The following is a 17,570-nucleotide window of genomic DNA, read 5'->3' as shown; positions in this document are numbered from 1 at the left end:
GCAGGTTAGTGGAGTTGCGTATGTGTCATGTGCTGATTATCGAAGACGAGCCCTTTATCGCCATGAACATCCAGATGATGCTGGAGGATGAGGGAGCAACATCGTTCGATATTGTGGTAACCGAGGCCGATGCTGTGGCAGCTGCCATGGCGCGGCGGCCTGAGCTGATCACGTCCGACGTGCGGTTGATCGAAGGAAACGGGCCGGCAGCGGTACGCGAAATTCACAGACAGCTCGGCCAAATGCCGGTCATTTTCATCACAGGCACGCCGAGCGAGTGTAAGCCTTGCAGCCCGCCCGGCGTTATCCTTGGCAAGCCTGTCAGCAGGGATGCGCTCAGGACGGCCTATCACCAGATGGTGTGACGTGCTGCGGGTGAGCGCGTGATTAGTGCCGCTCATGGACCGTCTTTGGCTTCAGCTGTTCGCGATCTATTCTACGCACGTTGCACTTTCCCGTTCTGCGCCCCTTCCTCAGCTTCAGGATTGCCCTAAGCTTCAGGATTGCCCTAGATCATCGCCCGGGTTGATCTCGCTTTCGGCAAGATGCGTCGGGGCCCGGTCGCGCGCTTACCTACGCTCCATCAAGCACGCGCTCCATCAAAGTTATTACCCGTCCGCGGGTTGAGGATGCCTTCGAGCGACGCCGTGATTGCCCCAGGCGGCAATGCAACAATGCTCTGACGTGACGTTCATGAGCGATCGCTGTATCGACCGGTGATGGTAGAAACCGCCCTTGCACCGCAGTCGGCTCAGCACCCAGACGCTGGATCGAGCGGCTTCCTGTCGCGCAGGGTCGTCCGTACGTCGGCATAATTGCAACGCTCGCCATAGTGGCGGCAGCATGGCTGCTGCGAACGATAGCGGATCCCCTGCTGCCCTCCGGCTTCCCTTACGTTACTTTCTTCCCGGCGGTGATCATCACTTCCTTCCTGTTTGGGGCACCAATCGGGAGCGCGGCTGCGCTGCTATGCGGTCTGCTCGCCTGGTACTTCTTCATCCCTCCGGCCACACGTTCACGCTGACCCAAGGCGCGGGCTTCGCACTCGGTTTTTACATCCTTGTTGTCGCGACGGACTTGGCGCTCGTTCACTGGATGCAAGCTGCCAATCGCCAGCTTGCTACAGAGCGCGAGGTAAACCGCTCTTTAGCTGACACCCGGGAGCTGCTGTTTCGCGAGTTGCAACACCGCGTCTCGAACAATCTCCAAGTCGCGGCAAGCCTGCTTTCGCTGCAGAAACGACAACTCGTCGACGTTGATGCCAAGGCAGCGCTCGATGAGGCGGCCGGTCGCCTTGCGCTGATCGGCCAGATCAGCCGGCAGCTTTACGATCCCTCTGGATCTGCGCAGCCGCTGGTACCCTTTCTGGGCGAGCTTTGCCGTAGCGTGATCGATGCGAGCGGTCGGGGCGACGTGGCCCTGGATGTTAAAGGGGACGACCAGCTACGCGTTCAGCCGGATGCCGCAATTCCCATCGCGCTCATTGTTGCCGAAGCCGTCGCCAATGCGATCGAACATGGTTTCTGCGATGGTAGAAGCGGTCTGATCCTGGTTGAAGTCGTTCCGGATCCGCAGAGCGGCCCCCGGGTGACCATCCATGACAACGGGATTGGGCTGCCCGCCGGCTTCGAAGACGCAGCGCCTACAAGTCTCGGCATGAAGATCGCGACGACTTTGGCCCGCGGCCAAGGCGGCAGCTTCGACCTGCAACGGCAGCACGGCACGCTCGCGACGCTGACGCTTCCCGCAGGTTTGCTCGCGAAATCTTCGGCCAGCTAAGGGGCCAATCTGCGGGCCCTGACTGGTGCCCTCGGGGACCTCTTCGCGGAGCAGACATGACAATCGCGGGAAAGGCACGTCACGCTTTCAGGAGTTATCCGACTGGGTTGGCGATAGCGAAGCGCGCCCGGCCTGCTGAAGCCGGGCGCACTATGCAATCAGAGGGTCTTTGCGATCTTTACGGCATCCTTGATATTCTTGGCGCCACCAAGATCCTCGCCGGTGATCATTCCAGCACCTGGCCCCGCGCCAAGATCAACGCCTGTCTCGGGGTTGGCTGACGGGTCGGACGCCGTGCGCTTTGCCAGTTTTTCAGCCACTTTCTGGACAGGCTCGGTCAAGACGACGCTTGCCGTCCCGTCGCCGCCATCGATAGGCATTGTTTCGGAGAGGTCATCGATCCGCTCCCACTGATCGCCGCTGTTCCACGGGCCTTCGGCATCGCCATCGCCTTGGGACGTGTTGACGTACAGGTTGGCGTATTTCTCGATGCCGGGCAGTTTGCCGCTGGGGAAGTTGTCTTCCATCGCATAGAGCGCCTTCTCGAAGCTCTTCTGATGCGCAACTTCGCGCGTCATCAGGAAGCCGAGCGCGTCCTTGATGCCGGGATCATCAGTAATGTTGATCAGACGCTCGTAAACGATCTTCGCGCGGCTCTCGGCAGCAATGTTCGAGCGCAGGTCACAGCTGGGATCGCCGCGACTGTCGACATAAGCAGCGGTCCAGGGAACACCTGACGAGTTCGTAAGCGAGGGTCCGCCCCCGTAGAGCAGCGATTGCGTGTGGCTGTTGCCCCCCGACGTCATCGACATGTAGAGGTCGGCCTCTTTCATCGAGGCTTCAGCCAGCTGCGCCTTGGCGCCCTTATTCAGCATGGCGACGATCGAGCCAATCACTTCGAGATGGCTGAGCTCCTCGGTTGCGATATCGAGCAGGAGATCCTTGCGTCCTGCATCCATCTCGCCCAAGCCTTGGGTGAAGTAGCGCATTGCAGCCGCGAGTTCACCGTCGGCCCCACCGAACTGCTCAAGCATCAGGGATGCGAGCACAGGGTTAGGCTCCGCAACGCGGACAGTATATTGCAGCCGCTTGTTATGCATGAACATAGCGATAGTTCCCTCGGACTTGGAGCAAGCCAGGAGAGCGCTCAGCGCACGCTATCGTTCCTAATGCGATCCACTCTCACATTGTGCAATATTGCATGACTGTCGCGATGTCCGCTGTCGCGGGTCATTCTTGATATTTCACAGACTGTTAGCATTCATCCTCTAGGCTACGGGAGATGGCGGAAGGAAGAAACCTGCAGTCAGGGTGTCAGGGGTGCCGGTCGGAAGGCCACACTTTCGACATTGCGATGGCGTTCCAGCCGATCGTCGATGCGGAGACAGGACGCCCCTTCGCGTTCGAGGCGTTAGTACGCGGGAGCAACGGCGAGGGTGCCGGCGAGGTTCTTGCCCGCGTCACGCCTGAGAACCGGTACGCGTTCGATCAGCAATGTCGCGTGGCGGCTATCACGGGTGCGGTCGCGGCGGGCATCCTGGAAACCGATGCCCGGCTCTCGATCAACTTTCTTCCGAACGCGGTCTATTCGCCCGTTGCCTGTATTCAATTGACGCTGAAAACGGCGAGTGCAACCGGTTTCCCCACCGACCGGCTGATCTTCGAGTTCACGGAGAACGAGGAGATGGCCGACACCGATCACGTGAAAAACATTGTCGACACCTACCGGAGCATGGGGTTTGCCACCGCGATCGACGACTTTGGGGCGGGGCATGCCGGGCTGGGGCTCCTTGCCAAGTTTCAGACCGACTTTATCAAGCTCGACATGGATCTGGTCCGCGGGATTGACGCAAGCCGCCCACGCCGTCTGATCGTTGAGGGGGTGATCCGTATAGCGGAATCGCTCGGCATCACGGTCATTGCCGAGGGCATCGAAACTGTCGCGGAATATAACACGCTGCGCGCCGTCGGTGTCCGCTACATCCAAGGGTATCTGCTTGCTCGGCCTGGTTTCAAACGCTTGCCGGGAACTGCGCCACCCGAATAGCGCTACGTCGCAGTAGCCGGACGCGATCGTGATCCTCGTCTGGTCGCCTATTCTGTAGATCGGCACCCAAGCAGGACCCCGCCAAAGTTCCCGTTAAGGCATCAAAATGAAGCCGGAAGTGTTGAGGCGCGGGCGTCTCGATCGACGCCGACCGGGACCCCACCAATGTCGCTTATTTGCAGTTGTCCTAAATAGTTGGGTCGATCACAGCTGGGGTACCGCTTCGACGCCGATCCACAAGCCGCAATGGCCAGCTATGGACGAAGGATGCTCCCGCACGCAACGAGATCCTCCGCGCGAGGAAAAGGCTTCGTCGGAAGATCTGGAAGAAGTGGAGCGGCTACCATCGCCGCAGTCTGGTGGATGCGAAAATGCACTGCTTCAAGCTGCTTGGCGAGCGAGTTGCATCGCGCACCTTGGATCGTCAGAATCCCGAACTCTAATCCGCGCAGCAGTTCTTAACCGCTATCGCAAGTAGGATCCCCGACAACTGTCCGCGTTGCATAAAGTTCGTCAAACCGTCGTCAGGCCGACTTCGCTTTGTGTAACAAAGCCCTTTCAGATCATCCGAGGGGGCCGCGCTTCAACGCTGATCCAGACCTATCACGACTGAATGCCAGCGCGGCGAGCGTGCACAGTGCTCCAGACGCAAGATATCCTCCGACCGCCATGAGGCCGAAGTTACTGGCGAGCAGCAGCGCCGCCAGTGGCGCAAAGCCAGCACCAATGAACCAGGCTGCGGTCGCGGTCGTACCAGCACCGGTATAGCGGTGCCGAGGCGAGAAGCGGTCGTTCAGCACTCCTGACGACTGTCCAAACGACAGACCCAGAAGGATAAAGCCGGCAATCATATAGATCCATTCGCCACCCGCGCCTTGGCCGAGTAGGCGCGGCGCAAAAAGGCTGAACGCACCTATCAGTACCGCCGAGACGCCAAGCAGCGTGCGACGCCCGATGCGGTCGGCGAGGATGCCCGAGAGTGCGACGGCCACGAGCCCGACGGCCGCCCCTACCAACTCAATCGTGAGGAAGCGCACGGGCGGCTCACCGGACGTGAGTACAAACCAGGAAAGCGGAAAGACGGTGACAAGGTGAAACAGGGCGAAGCTGGCGAGCGGTGCAAAGGCACCTAGCAGGACGACCCTGCCATGATCACGGAACAGTTCGGAGAGGGATGAGGGCTGCAGCTCCCGGCTTTCGAACAGCTTTTCGAAAGCTGGTGTCGAGATCAGGCGCAGTCGGGCGAACAGCGCGACCACGTTGATCACGAAGGCCACGAAGAAGGGATAACGCCAGCCCCATTCGAGGAAGTCGGACGTCTTCAGAGCGGTCAGGAGGAATGCGAAGACAGCGGTAGCCACGAACAGGCCGATCGGTGCGCCCAACTGGGGGATCATCGCGAACCAGCCTCGGCGTTCGGGTGGTGCGTTGAGCGAAAGTAGGGAGGGAAGGCCGTCCCACGTGCCACCAAGCGCGAACCCCTGGCCGATGCGGAAGAGAGCAAGAAGCACCGCGGCACCACTTCCAAGCTGCGCATAGCCGGGCAGAAAGGCCATTGCCGCCGTTGACCCGCCGAGCAGGAACATCGCGACGGTCAGCTTGACCCCGCGACCGTGCTTGCGGTCCACCCGCATGAACAGCAACGCACCGAATGGGCGTGCAACGAAGGCTAGCCCGAAGATCGCAAACGAGTACAGCGTGCCGGTGAGCGCATTGACGTAAGGGAACACGAGCGAGGGAAACACCAGCACCGAGGCGATCGCATACACGAAGAAGTCGAAGAATTCCGACGACCGCCCGATGATCACGCCAACGGCGATTTCACCGGGTTTGATCCGGTGGTCGCGCGCATTGATGAGCCGGGCGTCTCGCTCCAGCGCGGTCGAGTTGCCCGGATCCAGGGTCGTGGCTGCCATCCCGTCTATCCTCTATTGCGCCGCTTCCGGAGCGCCAGCCCACCGTTGGGCAGGCCACGCCGGTCCGGGCTGATGATGGTTCACCTTAACGCCGCGCAATCGACAAGACTTTGACCGTGGTCAAATGCGGGCGCGCTGGCCCGGCCTATCACCTACGCATGCGCAGAGCAGGATCATCCATCGCCCGACGGGCTTTACGCCTACCATTCGCCCTTCTGCCGATGTTGCTCGGCGGGTGCGACATGGTCGTCATGAACCCCACCGGCGATATCGCCGTCCAGCAACGTGACCTCATTCTCTTCTCTACCGGTGTCATGCTCCTGGTCGTCATTCCCGTCATGGCGATGACGATATGGTTTGCCTGGCGATACCGTCGCGGCAACCCCAACAAGACCTATGACCCGACCTTCGATCACTCGACCACGCTAGAGTTGGCGATCTGGTCGATCCCGCTGCTGATCATCGTTGCGCTTAGCGCGGTTACCTGGACCAGCACGCACTTGCTCGACCCCTTTCGACCGCTGGACAGGCTTTCGGCTGGCCGGCCGGTGCCGCCAAACACCAAGACACTGGAAGTGCAGGTTGTCGCGCTCGACTGGAAATGGCTGTTCATCTACCCCGAGCTGGGGATCGCCACCGTCAATGAGCTGGCGCTGCCGGTAGACGTGCCCGTCCGCTTCTCGATCACCTCGACGAGCCAGTTCAACACCTTCTACGCACCGACAATGGCGGGCATGATCTATGCGATGCCGGGCATGCAATCGCAGCTGAATGCCGTGCTGAACAAGCCTGGCGAGAGCTGGGGCTATTCCGGGAATTACACGGGCCGCGGCTATTCCGACATGCGCTTCAAGCTGCGTGGGCTAGCGCCTGCCGACTTCAGCCGCTGGGTCGCCGAGGTTAAAAACAGCAAGCAGGGCGCGCTCGCGCCTGCCAGGTACGTCGCGCTGGAAAAGCCGAGCGTGAAGGTGCCGGTGATGCACTTCCCATCAGTCAGCCCAGGGCTGTTCAGCCGAGCGCTGAACGGCTGTGTCCAGCCCGGCAAGCCCTGCATGGTCGATGTCATGCGCCGCGACATGGCCCGCGGTGGCGGCGACCCCGCCAACGGGCGGATCGGCAGCGGGATGCCAGCAGGCCGCAATACTGCGCCCGGTAACCGCAGCAAGCCTGTCCCGGCGCTGCAAAAGGCACCGGAGGACAAGGGCACGGGACCCAACGTCACCAAGCCGGCAAAGCCCGGCGTTCCTGGGCCACAAAAGCCCGGCGACCAACGCAACCGCGATATGTCTGCCACCGACCCCGCTCCCGTCTCTGGCGCCCCGCGCGCCGCGCGGGCCTGATCCCCAGCCACTCGGGACCATCATGACCGATAACAGCCTTCTCAAGACGATCTTTGGACGTCTCACCTGGGAATCCTTCCCGCTCCACGAGCCCATCCTGTTCGGCACTTTCGTCGTCGTGGTGCTGCTCGGCCTTGGCATCGTCGGTGCGGTCACCCGCTACCGGCTCTGGGGCTATCTGTGGAAGGAATGGTTCACGAGCGTCGACCACAAGAAGGTCGGCGTCATGTACATCATCCTGGCGATCGTCATGCTGCTTCGCGGGTTTTCCGACGCGCTGATGATGCGCGCGCAGCAGGCGGTCGCGTTCGGGTCGAACCCCGGCTACTTGCCGCCGCACCATTACGACCAGATCTTTACCGCCCACGGGACGATCATGATCTTCTTCGTGGCGATCCCGCTCGTGGTCGGTATCGTCAACTTCGTCATGCCGCTGCAGATCGGCGCGCGCGATGTCGCCTTCCCCTTCCTCAACAATCTCAGCTTCTGGCTGACTGCGGCAGGCGCCGTGCTGACCATGGCCTCGCTATTCATCGGCGAGTTCGCCCGTACGGGTTGGCTGGGCTACGCACCGCTTTCGGAACTCGCCTACAGTCCGGACACCGGCGTCGATTATTATCTATGGTCGCTCCAGATCGCCGGCGTGGGAACGACGCTGTCGGCCATCAACATGGTGGCGACCATCATCAAGATGCGCGCGCCTGGCATGACCATGATGAAGATGCCGGTGTTCTGCTGGACCGCGCTGTGCAGCAACGTCCTGGCGATCGCGATCTTTCCGGCGCTGACCGCGGCGTTCTTCCTGCTGATGCTCGACCGCTACGTCGGCACCAATTTCTTCATCAACGAACTCGGCGGTGCGCCGATGATGTACTGGAACATGGTGTGGATCTGGGGTCACCCGGAGGTGTACGTCCTCGTCCTGCCCGCGTTCGGCATCTACTCGGAGATCACCGCGACCTTCTCGGGCAAGCCGCTCTTTGGCTACTCGTCGATGGTCTACGCGACGGTGGTCATCACCATCCTGTCCTATCTCGTCTGGCTGCACCATTTCTTCACGATGGGGGCAGGGCCGAGCGTCAACAGCTTCTTCGGCATCGCGACGATGGTCATCGCGATCCCGACCGGCGCCAAGATCTTCAACTGGCTGTTCACCATGTACCGGGGCGACATTCGCTTCGAACTGCCGATGATGTGGGTGGTCGCCTTCATGCTGACCTTCGTGGTCGGTGGCATGACGGGTGTGCTTCTCGCCATTCCGCCTGCCGACTTCGTACTCCACAACTCGCTGTTCCTCGTAGCCCATTTCCACAATGTCATCATTGGCGGTGTCGTGTTCGGGCTGTTCGCCGGCATGGTCTACTGGTTCCCCAAGGCCTTCGGCTTCAAGCTCGACGAGTTCTGGGGCAAGGTGGCGTTCTGGGGTTGGGTTGCCGGCTACTGGATCGCGTGGACGCCGATCTATGTCGTCGGCCTCATGGGTACCGCGCGCCGGGTCAACCATTTCGATGATCCCTCGCTGCAACCCTATTTCGTCGTCGCCGCGATCGGTGCGCTGGTCATTCTGGTCGGCATCCTCGGCTTCGTGATGAGCATCATCATGGGCTTCGTGAAGCGCCACGAACTTGCCGATACGACGGGTGATCCCTGGGGCGGCCGCACGCTCGAATGGTCAACGACGTCACCGCCGCCTGCTTACAACTTTGCGTTCACACCCGTCGTTCATGATCGGGATGCCTGGTACGATATGAAGAGCCGCGGCTACGAGCGCCCGGCGGGCGGTTTCCGTCCGGTGCACATGCCGCGCAACACCGGGGCCGGCGTGATCCTGTCCGGTCTGGCGCTGGGCCTTGGCTTTGCCATGGTCTGGTACATCTGGTGGCTGGCCGCGCTCTGCTTCGCTGGTCTGATCGTCGTTGCCGTCGGGCACACGTTCAACCTCAAGCGCGACTATTTCATCCCCGCCGACGACGTCGCGCGGACCGAGAGCCAGCGCGTGCCGCTTGCCGAGGGGATCTGACATGACCGACCACGCTCTCGAGCACGGCAACGCCCTGCCCACGACCTGGCACCTCGCTGACGAGGAAGACCACGACCATAGCGGCAGTGGCGCGACCCTGCTCGGCTTCTGGATCTACCTGATGAGCGACGCGCTCATCTTTGCCTCCCTGTTTGCGATGTACGGTGTGGTGAGCACCGGCTACGCCGGGGGGCCGGTTCCGCGCGAGATCTTCGACCTCAAGCTGGTCGCGCTCAACACCGCCTTTCTGCTCGCCTCATCGATCACGTTCGGCCAGGCGATGCCGCACATGGAGGCCGGGCGGGTCGGGCCCACCCGGTTCTGGCTCGCCGTCACTGGACTGCTTGGCGCGACCTTCGTTGCCGTGGAGTTTTACGAGTTTGCTCACCTCATAGCCGAAGGCGCAGGGCCGCAGCGCAGCGCCTTCCTCTCGGCGTTCTTCACGCTTGTGGGCACGCACGGCGCGCACGTCACGGTCGGGCTGATCTGGATCAGCACCATGCTCGTCCAGATTGGCCAGCACGGCCTCAGCGTTCCCATGAAGCGCCGACTGATCTGTCTGTCGATGTTCTGGCACTTCCTCGACATCATCTGGATCGGTGTCTTCACCTTCGTCTATCTGTATGGAGTCATCCGGTGAGCCGCGCTCCGATCGAGGGAGACACCGCGCTCCACAGCCATGGCGACACGCACGACCATGGCAGCCGCAAGGGATACAGGATCGGGACCATCCTCTCCATCCTGCTGACCATCGTGCCGTTCTGGCTCGTCATGTCGGGCGCGCTGCACGATGCCGCGACCACCGCGGCGCTCATCTTCGCGATGGCGATGATCCAGATCGTCGTGCATGTCGTCTGTTTCCTGCATCTCGACACACGATCCGAAGGCGGCTGGACCCTTCTCGCCTTCCTCTTCACAGCGGTGATCGTCTTCCTCACAATCGGTGGATCGATCTGGGTCATGTACCACCTCAACACGAACATGATGCCGATGCCCGGCATGGACGGCCCCGTGCGGTGAGGACGCGTGCCGGGGTGCAGGCGACCGGCGGTGCCCCGTTAAACAAGGCCAAGCGCCGGACGCTTGCGGCCGTCAGCCTTCTTGCGACGGCATTGTTCCTTGGGCTCGGCGTCTGGCAGGTCGAGCGCCGCGCCTCGAAGCTGGCGCTGATCGAGGCGGTGGCGGAGCGGGTGGACGCGCCGCCCGTCCTCGCGCCACCCCCAGCCCAGTGGCCGGCCATCCGCCCTGAGCATGATGCCTACCGACACATCAAGATCCGGGGCCGCTTCCTTAATGACCGCGAGACGCTGGTGCAGGCACTGACCGAGGATGGTGCGGGCTTTTGGGTGATGACGCCCCTGCGAAGCGATGGCGGAGCCGTGGTACTGGTCAATCGGGGTTTCGTACCCTCCGAACGCAAAGAGCAGCCCACGCGTCTAAGCGACCTTGTGAAAGGCGAGGCGAGTGTTGTTGGCTTGCTGAGGATAAGCGAACCGAAAGGAGGCTTCCTGCGCTCCAATCAGCCGGCGCAAGATCGCTGGTTCTCGCGCGATGTCGATGCGATCGTGCGGGCGCGCGGGCTGGGGCAGGGCGCTCCCTACTTCATCGATGCGGACGCGGCGCCCATCGATGATGGGCTGCGGCTTACAGTCGGATGCCGAGGCCGACGCCGAACACCAGTGGATCGAGTCCGAGCTTCACCCGCTGCGTTCCTGCAGCAGTGGTATCGAGTCGGACCTTGGTGTCGATGTCGATATACTTGACGTCGAGATTCAGGAAAACCTTGGGTGTGATGTCGACGTCGATACCTGCCTGGGCAGCCCAGCCAAAGCTGTCCTTCATGTGGACGCGGGTATTCCCCACGGCAGCTTCCAGGCCACCCGATGCCTTCTCATTCCAGAAGACCGTATAGTTGATTCCGGCACCAACATAGGGACGAATGTGGGACGTTGGCGCGAAATGGTATTGCGCCGTCAACGTGGGCGGCAACACCCAGGTCGAGGCCAATTTACCGATCCCGCCCGTGGTTCCACGCTCGCCGCTCGCCTTGTGCTTCGTCGTCGAGGCGATGAGTTCGAACCCGATATTGTCCGTCGCCATGTACGTCACATCGACTTCGGGCATCGCGCTGTTGTTCACCTTAACGGTTTCGCCGGGAAAGGCGGGCAGCACGCTGCGGGAATGCTCGTTGGGCGCGACGAGGATTGCACGCGCGCGCAGCAGAACGTCGCCGACCTGGATTCCCACCCGCCGCGCCTCCGGGGCTGCCTGTACATCCGTCTGCGCCAATGCCGGGGCCGCGGTACCTGCGGCCGCAAGCGCCAGCAATCCTCCAATGCCCCTGAACGTGTCCATCACCGATCTCCTTTGTTTTCGATCTGCCGTCTGAATAGGCGCGGTGCCGTCGCCCGACCTTGACCGCGGACAAACGTGTGTTTGACGGCGGTCAAAGTCCGTCGAGGCATTTGCGCGCATCGCGGTGGTCATGTGGACCTTCTATCCTGACCTGCTGGCGCGGCCGGTGCCGCGCTATACCAGCTATCCCACCGCCGCGGAGTTCGACGATACAGTCGGCCATGACGACATGGCTGCAGCACTTGATGCAGTTCCGGACGAGGAGCCGATCTCCCTTTATCTGCACATCCCCTATTGCCATGCGATCTGCTGGTACTGCGGCTGCAACACGGGGGCGGCAAACCGGACGGCGCGGCTCGACGCTTATCTAGTGCGCCTGCACGAGGAGATCACGTCGGTAGCGAGAAGGCTTGCCGGCCGGGGCAGGGTAGGGCGGATTGCCTTTGGCGGGGGTAGCCCCAATGCCGTGTCTCCCCAGGCATTTGTTGCGTTGGTCGATCATGTTGTCGCTGCCTTCCGCTGCGCAGACGCAGTGCTGTCGGTGGAACTCGATCCGCGCGGCTTCGAGGCGGATTGGGCATCGGCGATGGCCGATACAGGCGTGACCCGCGCGAGCCTGGGCGTGCAGACGTTCGATCCGAAACTGCAGGCCGCGATCGGCCGCGTTCAACCCGAAGCGGATATCCGCCGCACCACCGATCTCCTTCGCGCGGCCGGCGTAGAGTCGATCAACTTTGATCTCATGTACGGACTGCCGGGCCAGGATGACGCTACGCTCCAGGCCACGCTTGATACTGCCCTGACCCTCGCGCCCGACAGATTGGCCGTTTTCGGCTACGCGCATGTGCCGAACCTGATCCCGCGCCAGCGCCGCATCGATGCAAGGGCGCTCCCGGACGCGGCAGCGCGGTTCGGTCAGGCGATGCTGGCGCACCGCCGCCTGGGCGAGGCCGGTTACGAGCCCGTTGGCTTTGATCATTTCGCCCGACCGCAAGATGCGCTGGCGCGTGCTGCTGCAAACGGCACCCTTCGCCGCAACTTCCAGGGGTTTACCGAAGACAAGGCCGACGTGCTCCTCGGCCTGGGGGTCAGTGCGATCGGGCAGTTTCCCGACCGGCTGCTCCAGAACGAAAAGAATACCGGACGCTGGCACGCCGCGATCGGCGGGGCACGCTTTGCGACCACACGCGGCGTACGACGGACGGCTCAAGATCGTGTCCGCGGGCGTGCGGTCGAGGCGATCCTGTGCCGCGGAGCAGCGGATCTAGCCGACGTTCCGGAACTGGAGGGCATTCGCTCCCGCCTGAGCCGGTTTGAGAATGTCGGGTTGATCGGGTGGCGTAACACGCGACTGGAGTTGGCAGACGAGGCGCGGCCTTATGCGCGCGTGATCGCGGCGACCCTGGACGTACACCGCGTAGAAAATGGCGCGCGGTTCAGCAATGCGACCTGAAAATCCCAGCGGGCTGCAAGATCGGCGCGGCTTATCGCGTCAGGCGACAGGATGGGATATCGCGACTATAGTGCGCTCATGGCCCTGACCGACCTATGCGCTGACTGTGCGGTTCGTGACCGCTCATTGTGCGGCAGCCTCGACAATTCTGAACTCAGGGCGCTCAACGCCCTTAGCCAAAGGCGCGACGTCAAGCGTGGCCAGGTCGTGGCTTGGGCCGGGGATGAAGCTGTGATCTGCGGCAATCTGCTGGACGGCGTGTTGAAGCTGGTTGCCACGACTACTGATGGTCGTGAGCAAATCGTTGGCCTGCTGTACGCGGCAGACTTCTTCGGTAAACCTTATGCTGGCGAAACCGACTTCGATATCGTCGCTCTGACCGATGCTGAACTATGCGTTTTCCCGCGCCCTGCCTTCGAGCGAGTGCTCGACGATCATCAGCGTATGGAACGGTTGCTGCTGCAACGCACGCTCGATTCTCTGACCGAAGCGCGGGAGCGTATCCTTGTATTGGCGCGCAAGTCAGCGGCGGAGAAGGTAGCGGGCTTTCTGATCGACATGGCGGTACGCGCAGGCGAAAAAGGGTGCCGGGCGAATGCTGAAGGGCCGATGACGTTCGATCTTCCGCTGACGCGCGGGCAGATCGCAGACGTACTTGGTATGACGATCGAAACGGTAAGCCGCCAACTGACAAAATTGAAGGCGGACGGCATCATTGCCTTGCCCGGAGCCCGCGCGGTGACGATCAGCGATCGCGCGGCGCTTGCCGCCCGTGCTGAGGCGGCCTGAACCGCTCTGTCATGTCGACACGAAGCGCCTACGGCTTGCGCGCCCGCGCAGGCTGTCGATCAGCACCGATCGGGCTGCCTGCGTTAGCCGGTGACGGGCCAACGCCAGAATCGCAAGTTCCTCGCAGTCCATTGCCTGTCGGCAGCCATCGAAGAAGCAACGCAGCATATAGCCCAGCATGTTGGGCGACAGTCGCTCCGCCATGTTCAGGCTACCGCGCAACGCGTCCACCAGATCCTCAGCGTGGGTGGCATCGGCAAGGTGGCGGGCGCGGACGTGTTCGATCAGCACGGCCGCCAGCGGGTCCGCCGCATCATATAACGATGTGACGTCGGGATAAGGGGACGCGGTGACGCCGCCTTGATCGTAGAGTCCCGCCAGGGCGTCGCATATCTTCTCCACCACCGGGGCGGGGGGAAGCGTCGGTAATTCGTCAGCACAGCATTCGAGTAGATCGCATAGCTCGCCGAGATGACGATGATCGTCGACGAGACGCAGGATATCGTCTTCCGGTATTTCGTTCGACTGGCTCGTGAGCGGCACGACTGTACCGCCAGACCATTGAAGGTTCATCCTCGCCTGCTCCTTGTCTTACGTTCAGTGCCCACAGCGCAAGAACGACGATGTGCAGCAACATCGGCCGTCGGGCATTGACCGCCGTCAAAGCGCTCGCGTTTGTGGCGCCTATGAACGCCTGATGGAATATGATGTGATCGTGGTGGGTGCCGGACCCGCAGGACTGGCCCTTGTGAGGGGCTTGGCAGACACCAGCCTCAGCGTTGCGCTGATCGAACGGCAGTCGCTAACGGCACTTGCCGACCCGGGCTGCGACGGCCGTGAGATCGCCCTGACGCACCGGTCGATCGAGACCTTGCGCGCATTGGGCGCATGGGAATTGATCACGCCCGCAGCTGTATCGACGCTGCGCAGCGCGTCGGTACTCGACGGCACGTCGTCGTTCGAGCTTCCCTTCGGCACCGAAGGATTGCGCGAAGACCATTTGGGTAAGCTCGTCGCAAACCACCATATCCGGCGCGCGTTGTTTGCTGCGACAGCCGGGCAGGTGGGACTGACGGTTTTCGCGGACACGGGCATGGCCGCCATCTCCACCGCGCGGGCAGGCGCGTCGGTGACGCTCGAGGATGGCCGCATCCTGCGGGGGCGCTTGTTGGTGGCTGCCGACTCCCGCTTTTCCGACGTTCGAGCGCGGCTGGGGATCGCGGCGCGGGTGAACCGGGTGGGTCGATCGATGCTGCTGGCCGAGGTCGAGCATGATCGCGACCATCACGGCGTCGCCACCGAGTGGTTCGGGCACGGCCAGACGATCGCGCTCCTCCCTCTGACGGGGCGACGATCGTCTGTTGTCCTGACGTTGGCCGAGGATATGATCGCGCGGCTGGCGGCGCGCAGTCCCGCTGCTCTCTCCGACGAGCTGACGCGGCGGTCCGGTGAGCGATTGGGCACGATGCGGATGATGGGCCGACCTCATGTCTATCCGCTTGCCACGACATGGAGCGAGCATTTCGCGGCCACTCGCGCGGCATTGATCGGCGATGCGGCCGTGGGCATGCATCCGGTGACCGCACTCGGCTTCAACCTGGGGTTGCGCAGCGCCGTCTCGCTCGCCGGCCTGGTTGCACGCGCAGCTGCGCAAGGTCGCGACATCGGCGCACCCTCGCTCCTGCTTCGCTATGAGGCCGGGCACCGGCTGGCCGCAGCCCCCCTGTTCGCCACGACGGGATTTATCGTGCGGGCATATACCGACGACGATCTGCCGGCGCGTCTCGCAAGACCGGTCTTGTTGCGGGCGGCGGGACACATGTCGCCGCTGCGCAAAGGGGTGTCGCGGATGTTGACGCAGCGCTGAGGCGTGTAGGGGCTTGTGCAGGCACGTTCGGCATCATCCGGCCGGTTCAGCTGAAACCCACTCTTTGACGGTGATCAAACCGTTCTGGCGGAGGTTGTGGCAGGCACGCAGCCGTTGAACAGGACGAAAGAAGGCGAATGACGCAGCTGTCGAATGCTCCACGGTTCTGGGAACGCACCCATCATCTCGGCCGCATGGGCCTGCGCGAGCTGGTGGTGGCCTATTTCTCGCACTACGCCGTTGTCGTCTATCTGGCGCTGGCGGGGCTCAGCTTAGTCGCTTCGGCCCGCTGGCCAGCCCCACTTGCACCGACGCTTGCGAGCGCCCTCCTTGTCATGGTCGCGTACCCGCTCGTCTGGTACGTATTGCATCGCTGGGTACTGCACAGCCGCTGGATGTTCAAAGTGCCCGTCCTGGCCGGCATGTGGAAACGCATCCATTACGACCATCACATCGATCCGGACCGGTTGGAGATCCTGTTCGGGGCCCTCCATACGACGCTGCCGACTCTGCTGGTGGTGGCGGCGCTGCCGGGATGGCTGATCGGCGGGACGGGTGGAGCCTTGGCGGGGTTCGCGACGGGGCTGCTGTGCACCTGCTTTTACGAGTTTGCGCACTGCGTACAGCATCTTGGCTGGAAACCCCGCAACCGCTGGCTGGCGACGTTGAAGAAACGCCATATGGAGCATCACTTTCACGACGAGCACGGCAATTTTGGCATCACCAACTTCGTCTGGGACCGCCTGTTCGGCACGCTCTACAGCCGCGCCAAGCGCCCGAAGAAGAGCGTAACCGTCTTCAATCTGGGTTATGACGAGGAGATGGCCCAGCGTTATCCCTGGGTCGCCAACCGGTCCCGCTCCGCTGTCGCGGGCAACCCGCGACGGCACCGCCTGCGCGGCTAGCCCTCCGGTTAGCGCACGGGGCGAGGGCATGCTACCGCGACGGAAACCGGCGGCACGCGGCCACTAAGCATTGGCCTTACGCAGCACAGGCGAGGTATAGAAAACTGCGGTGTGGTCGCTCGGCGGCGGGCGCAGCGCCACCAGCACAGCGCTGGAGAATGTCACCAACGTATTCGAGCGGACGCCCAACGCAGGCAGGACCACTTCATTACATCGTGGACACCTCGAATGGCTGTTCGGAAGCGGCTCGGAAGCTTGACGCCGGGCGCCCCCATTTGACACCAGGGTCATTCTGCGGTTTTGCATGCCATGCCCCAACGCCGCCTAGATGCCGTCCAGAACCGCGCCAAGCTCCTCGAGGCCGGCGAAGCGGTTTTCCTCGAGCTGGGTATCAATGCGCCGTTGGACGCAATTGCTGAGCGTGCCGGGGTGGGCCGCGCAACGCTGTTCCGCAACTTCGTTGACCGGCGGTCCCTCATCATGGCGCTGCTCGATCGCGGTCTGGACGAGATCGAAAGCGAGGCGGCGCGCCTGGAGGGTGATGTGGTCGCCTTGGCTCGCCTGCTACGCTTCATAGCAGATCGCATCATCTTCCATGCCCCGTTGATCGAATACTGGCAGGCGATCGATCACGACAGTCCGGAGTTCCTGACAGTGTTGTGGCGTTTCGTGCGCGTCTTCGAAAAGCCGGTTGAGCAGGCGGTGGCGAATGGCACGTGCCGTAGCGACCTCCTGCCGTCCGACGTACTCCTGCTGGCGTCGATGCTGAGTGGTGCCCTTTATGCGCGGGTTCCGGAACGACGACGCGAGCTGGCCGATCGGGCCTGGGTGTTCGTAGTCGAAATGGCGCATCTTCGCGATGCCCCTCCTTCACCCTTATGACCGTGTAACCGACCGATAACGACTGATGCTGGGAGTGCCGGCAGGCGCGGCTGTCCGTCGGTAACCCACCAGCCGGGAATTTCGAGTGAGCACACACCTGCTCGCACTTCGCGTGCGGACCACCGCGCTGCGATGGATGACCGCTTGCGTCCCTTGTTGCAATGCAGCATCCGCCTATGCTAACCGAGACCTACAGTATCATAACCAAGGATAAGCT

General features: G+C 62.4%; 18 protein-coding genes and 1 pseudogene. 15 read left to right on the top strand and 4 right to left on the bottom strand.

Going from position 1 to position 17,570, the window contains the following annotated elements; translation table 11 throughout:
- The first annotated feature begins 20 nt into the window (after positions 1 to 20).
- The 3 genes from AC1MLZ_RS20125 to AC1MLZ_RS20115 all read left to right on the top strand — a co-directional run bounded on the left by AC1MLZ_RS20125 (position 21) and on the right by AC1MLZ_RS20115 (position 1,779).
- A complete protein-coding gene (locus tag AC1MLZ_RS20125) occupies positions 21 to 365 on the top strand; it encodes a response regulator (RefSeq protein WP_480961761.1) in 345 nt (114 codons plus the stop codon).
- Between the two features lie 467 nt (positions 366 to 832).
- Entirely contained in the window at positions 833 to 1,024 is a 192-nt protein-coding gene (locus AC1MLZ_RS20120; RefSeq protein ID WP_480961760.1) for a DUF4118 domain-containing protein, read from the top strand.
- Positions 970 to 1,779: a sensor histidine kinase gene (locus AC1MLZ_RS20115; protein WP_480961759.1), complete on the top strand. Its 810-nt coding sequence runs from the start codon at positions 970 to 972 to the stop codon at positions 1,777 to 1,779. The genes AC1MLZ_RS20120 and AC1MLZ_RS20115 overlap by 55 nt, the downstream gene beginning before the upstream one ends.
- A 158-nt stretch (positions 1,780 to 1,937) precedes the next feature.
- Here the strand turns inward: AC1MLZ_RS20115 and AC1MLZ_RS20110 are convergent, their stop codons facing one another.
- Entirely contained in the window at positions 1,938 to 2,885 is a 948-nt protein-coding gene (locus tag AC1MLZ_RS20110) for a manganese catalase family protein (RefSeq protein WP_480961758.1), read from the bottom strand.
- Positions 2,886 to 3,079: 194 nt separating this feature from the next.
- Between AC1MLZ_RS20110 and AC1MLZ_RS20105 the strand changes: the two genes are divergently transcribed.
- Complete coding sequence (locus AC1MLZ_RS20105) at positions 3,080 to 3,826, top strand: EAL domain-containing protein (RefSeq protein ID WP_480961928.1); 747 nt, start codon at positions 3,080 to 3,082, stop codon at positions 3,824 to 3,826.
- Positions 3,827 to 4,095: 269 nt separating this feature from the next.
- Positions 4,096 to 4,333: pseudogene (locus tag AC1MLZ_RS20100) on the top strand (IS5/IS1182 family transposase); the annotation flags it as partial.
- 56 nt (positions 4,334 to 4,389) lie between these two features.
- On the opposite strand, the gene AC1MLZ_RS20095 reads toward AC1MLZ_RS20100, so the two are convergent.
- A complete protein-coding gene (locus AC1MLZ_RS20095; protein WP_480961757.1) occupies positions 4,390 to 5,742 on the bottom strand; it encodes an MFS transporter in 1,353 nt (450 codons plus the stop codon).
- Between the two features lie 221 nt (positions 5,743 to 5,963).
- Here AC1MLZ_RS20095 and cyoA point away from each other — a divergent pair, with 221 nt between their 5' ends.
- From cyoA to AC1MLZ_RS20070, 5 genes are read left to right on the top strand one after another with little or no spacing between them, the layout of a single operon-like run.
- Positions 5,964 to 7,082 carry a ubiquinol oxidase subunit II gene (gene cyoA / locus AC1MLZ_RS20090; RefSeq protein WP_480961756.1) on the top strand — a complete coding sequence of 373 codons (1,119 nt, stop codon included), beginning with the start codon at positions 5,964 to 5,966 and terminating at the stop codon, positions 7,080 to 7,082.
- 22 nt (positions 7,083 to 7,104) lie between these two features.
- Complete coding sequence (cyoB, locus tag AC1MLZ_RS20085) at positions 7,105 to 9,102, top strand: cytochrome o ubiquinol oxidase subunit I (protein WP_480961755.1); 1,998 nt, start codon at positions 7,105 to 7,107, stop codon at positions 9,100 to 9,102.
- 1 nt (position 9,103) lies between these two features.
- Entirely contained in the window at positions 9,104 to 9,742 is a 639-nt protein-coding gene (gene cyoC, locus AC1MLZ_RS20080; RefSeq protein ID WP_480961754.1) for a cytochrome o ubiquinol oxidase subunit III, read from the top strand.
- Complete coding sequence (gene cyoD / locus AC1MLZ_RS20075; protein ID WP_480961753.1) at positions 9,739 to 10,122, top strand: cytochrome o ubiquinol oxidase subunit IV; 384 nt, start codon at positions 9,739 to 9,741, stop codon at positions 10,120 to 10,122. Before cyoC ends, cyoD begins: the two co-directional genes overlap by 4 nt.
- Positions 10,119 to 10,865, top strand: a complete 747-nt coding sequence (locus AC1MLZ_RS20070; RefSeq protein WP_480961752.1) for an SURF1 family protein — start codon at positions 10,119 to 10,121, stop codon at positions 10,863 to 10,865. The genes cyoD and AC1MLZ_RS20070 overlap by 4 nt, the downstream gene beginning before the upstream one ends.
- Here the strand turns inward: AC1MLZ_RS20070 and AC1MLZ_RS20065 are convergent.
- Complete coding sequence (locus AC1MLZ_RS20065; protein ID WP_480961927.1) at positions 10,747 to 11,457, bottom strand: OmpW/AlkL family protein; 711 nt, start codon at positions 11,455 to 11,457, stop codon at positions 10,747 to 10,749. The genes AC1MLZ_RS20070 and AC1MLZ_RS20065 overlap by 119 nt on opposite strands.
- 130 nt (positions 11,458 to 11,587) lie before the next feature.
- Between AC1MLZ_RS20065 and hemN the strand changes: the two genes are divergently transcribed.
- Positions 11,588 to 12,910: an oxygen-independent coproporphyrinogen III oxidase gene (gene hemN, locus AC1MLZ_RS20060; protein WP_480961751.1), complete on the top strand. Its 1,323-nt coding sequence runs from the start codon at positions 11,588 to 11,590 to the stop codon at positions 12,908 to 12,910.
- Positions 12,911 to 12,988: 78 nt separating this feature from the next.
- Positions 12,989 to 13,699 (top strand): Crp/Fnr family transcriptional regulator, encoded by a 711-nt coding sequence (locus AC1MLZ_RS20055; protein ID WP_480961750.1) that lies wholly within the window; start codon positions 12,989 to 12,991, stop codon positions 13,697 to 13,699.
- A gap of 9 nt (positions 13,700 to 13,708) precedes the next feature.
- On the opposite strand, the gene AC1MLZ_RS20050 is transcribed toward AC1MLZ_RS20055, so the two are convergent.
- Positions 13,709 to 14,272, bottom strand: coding sequence for a hypothetical protein (locus AC1MLZ_RS20050; RefSeq protein ID WP_480961749.1), 564 nt, complete (start codon positions 14,270 to 14,272; stop codon positions 13,709 to 13,711).
- A gap of 124 nt (positions 14,273 to 14,396) precedes the next feature.
- On the opposite strand from AC1MLZ_RS20050, the gene ubiM reads away from it, so the two are divergent.
- The 3 genes from ubiM (at position 14,397) to AC1MLZ_RS20035 (ending at position 17,353) form a co-directional block, all read left to right on the top strand.
- On the top strand, positions 14,397 to 15,566 hold the full coding sequence (ubiM, locus tag AC1MLZ_RS20045) for a 5-demethoxyubiquinol-8 5-hydroxylase UbiM (protein ID WP_480961748.1): 1,170 nt from the start codon (positions 14,397 to 14,399) through the stop codon (positions 15,564 to 15,566).
- A gap of 137 nt (positions 15,567 to 15,703) precedes the next feature.
- Positions 15,704 to 16,471, top strand: a complete 768-nt coding sequence (locus AC1MLZ_RS20040) for a sterol desaturase family protein (protein ID WP_480961747.1) — start codon at positions 15,704 to 15,706, stop codon at positions 16,469 to 16,471.
- A 309-nt stretch (positions 16,472 to 16,780) separates the two neighbouring features.
- Entirely contained in the window at positions 16,781 to 17,353 is a 573-nt protein-coding gene (locus tag AC1MLZ_RS20035) for a TetR/AcrR family transcriptional regulator (RefSeq protein ID WP_480961746.1), read from the top strand.
- The last annotated feature ends 217 nt before the right edge of the window (positions 17,354 to 17,570 follow it).

The organism is Sphingomonas sp. PEI4 (genome assembly GCF_056679955.1).
Note: the sequence above shows the minus strand (reverse complement) of the source record. Positions and strands in the feature narration are given on the sequence as shown.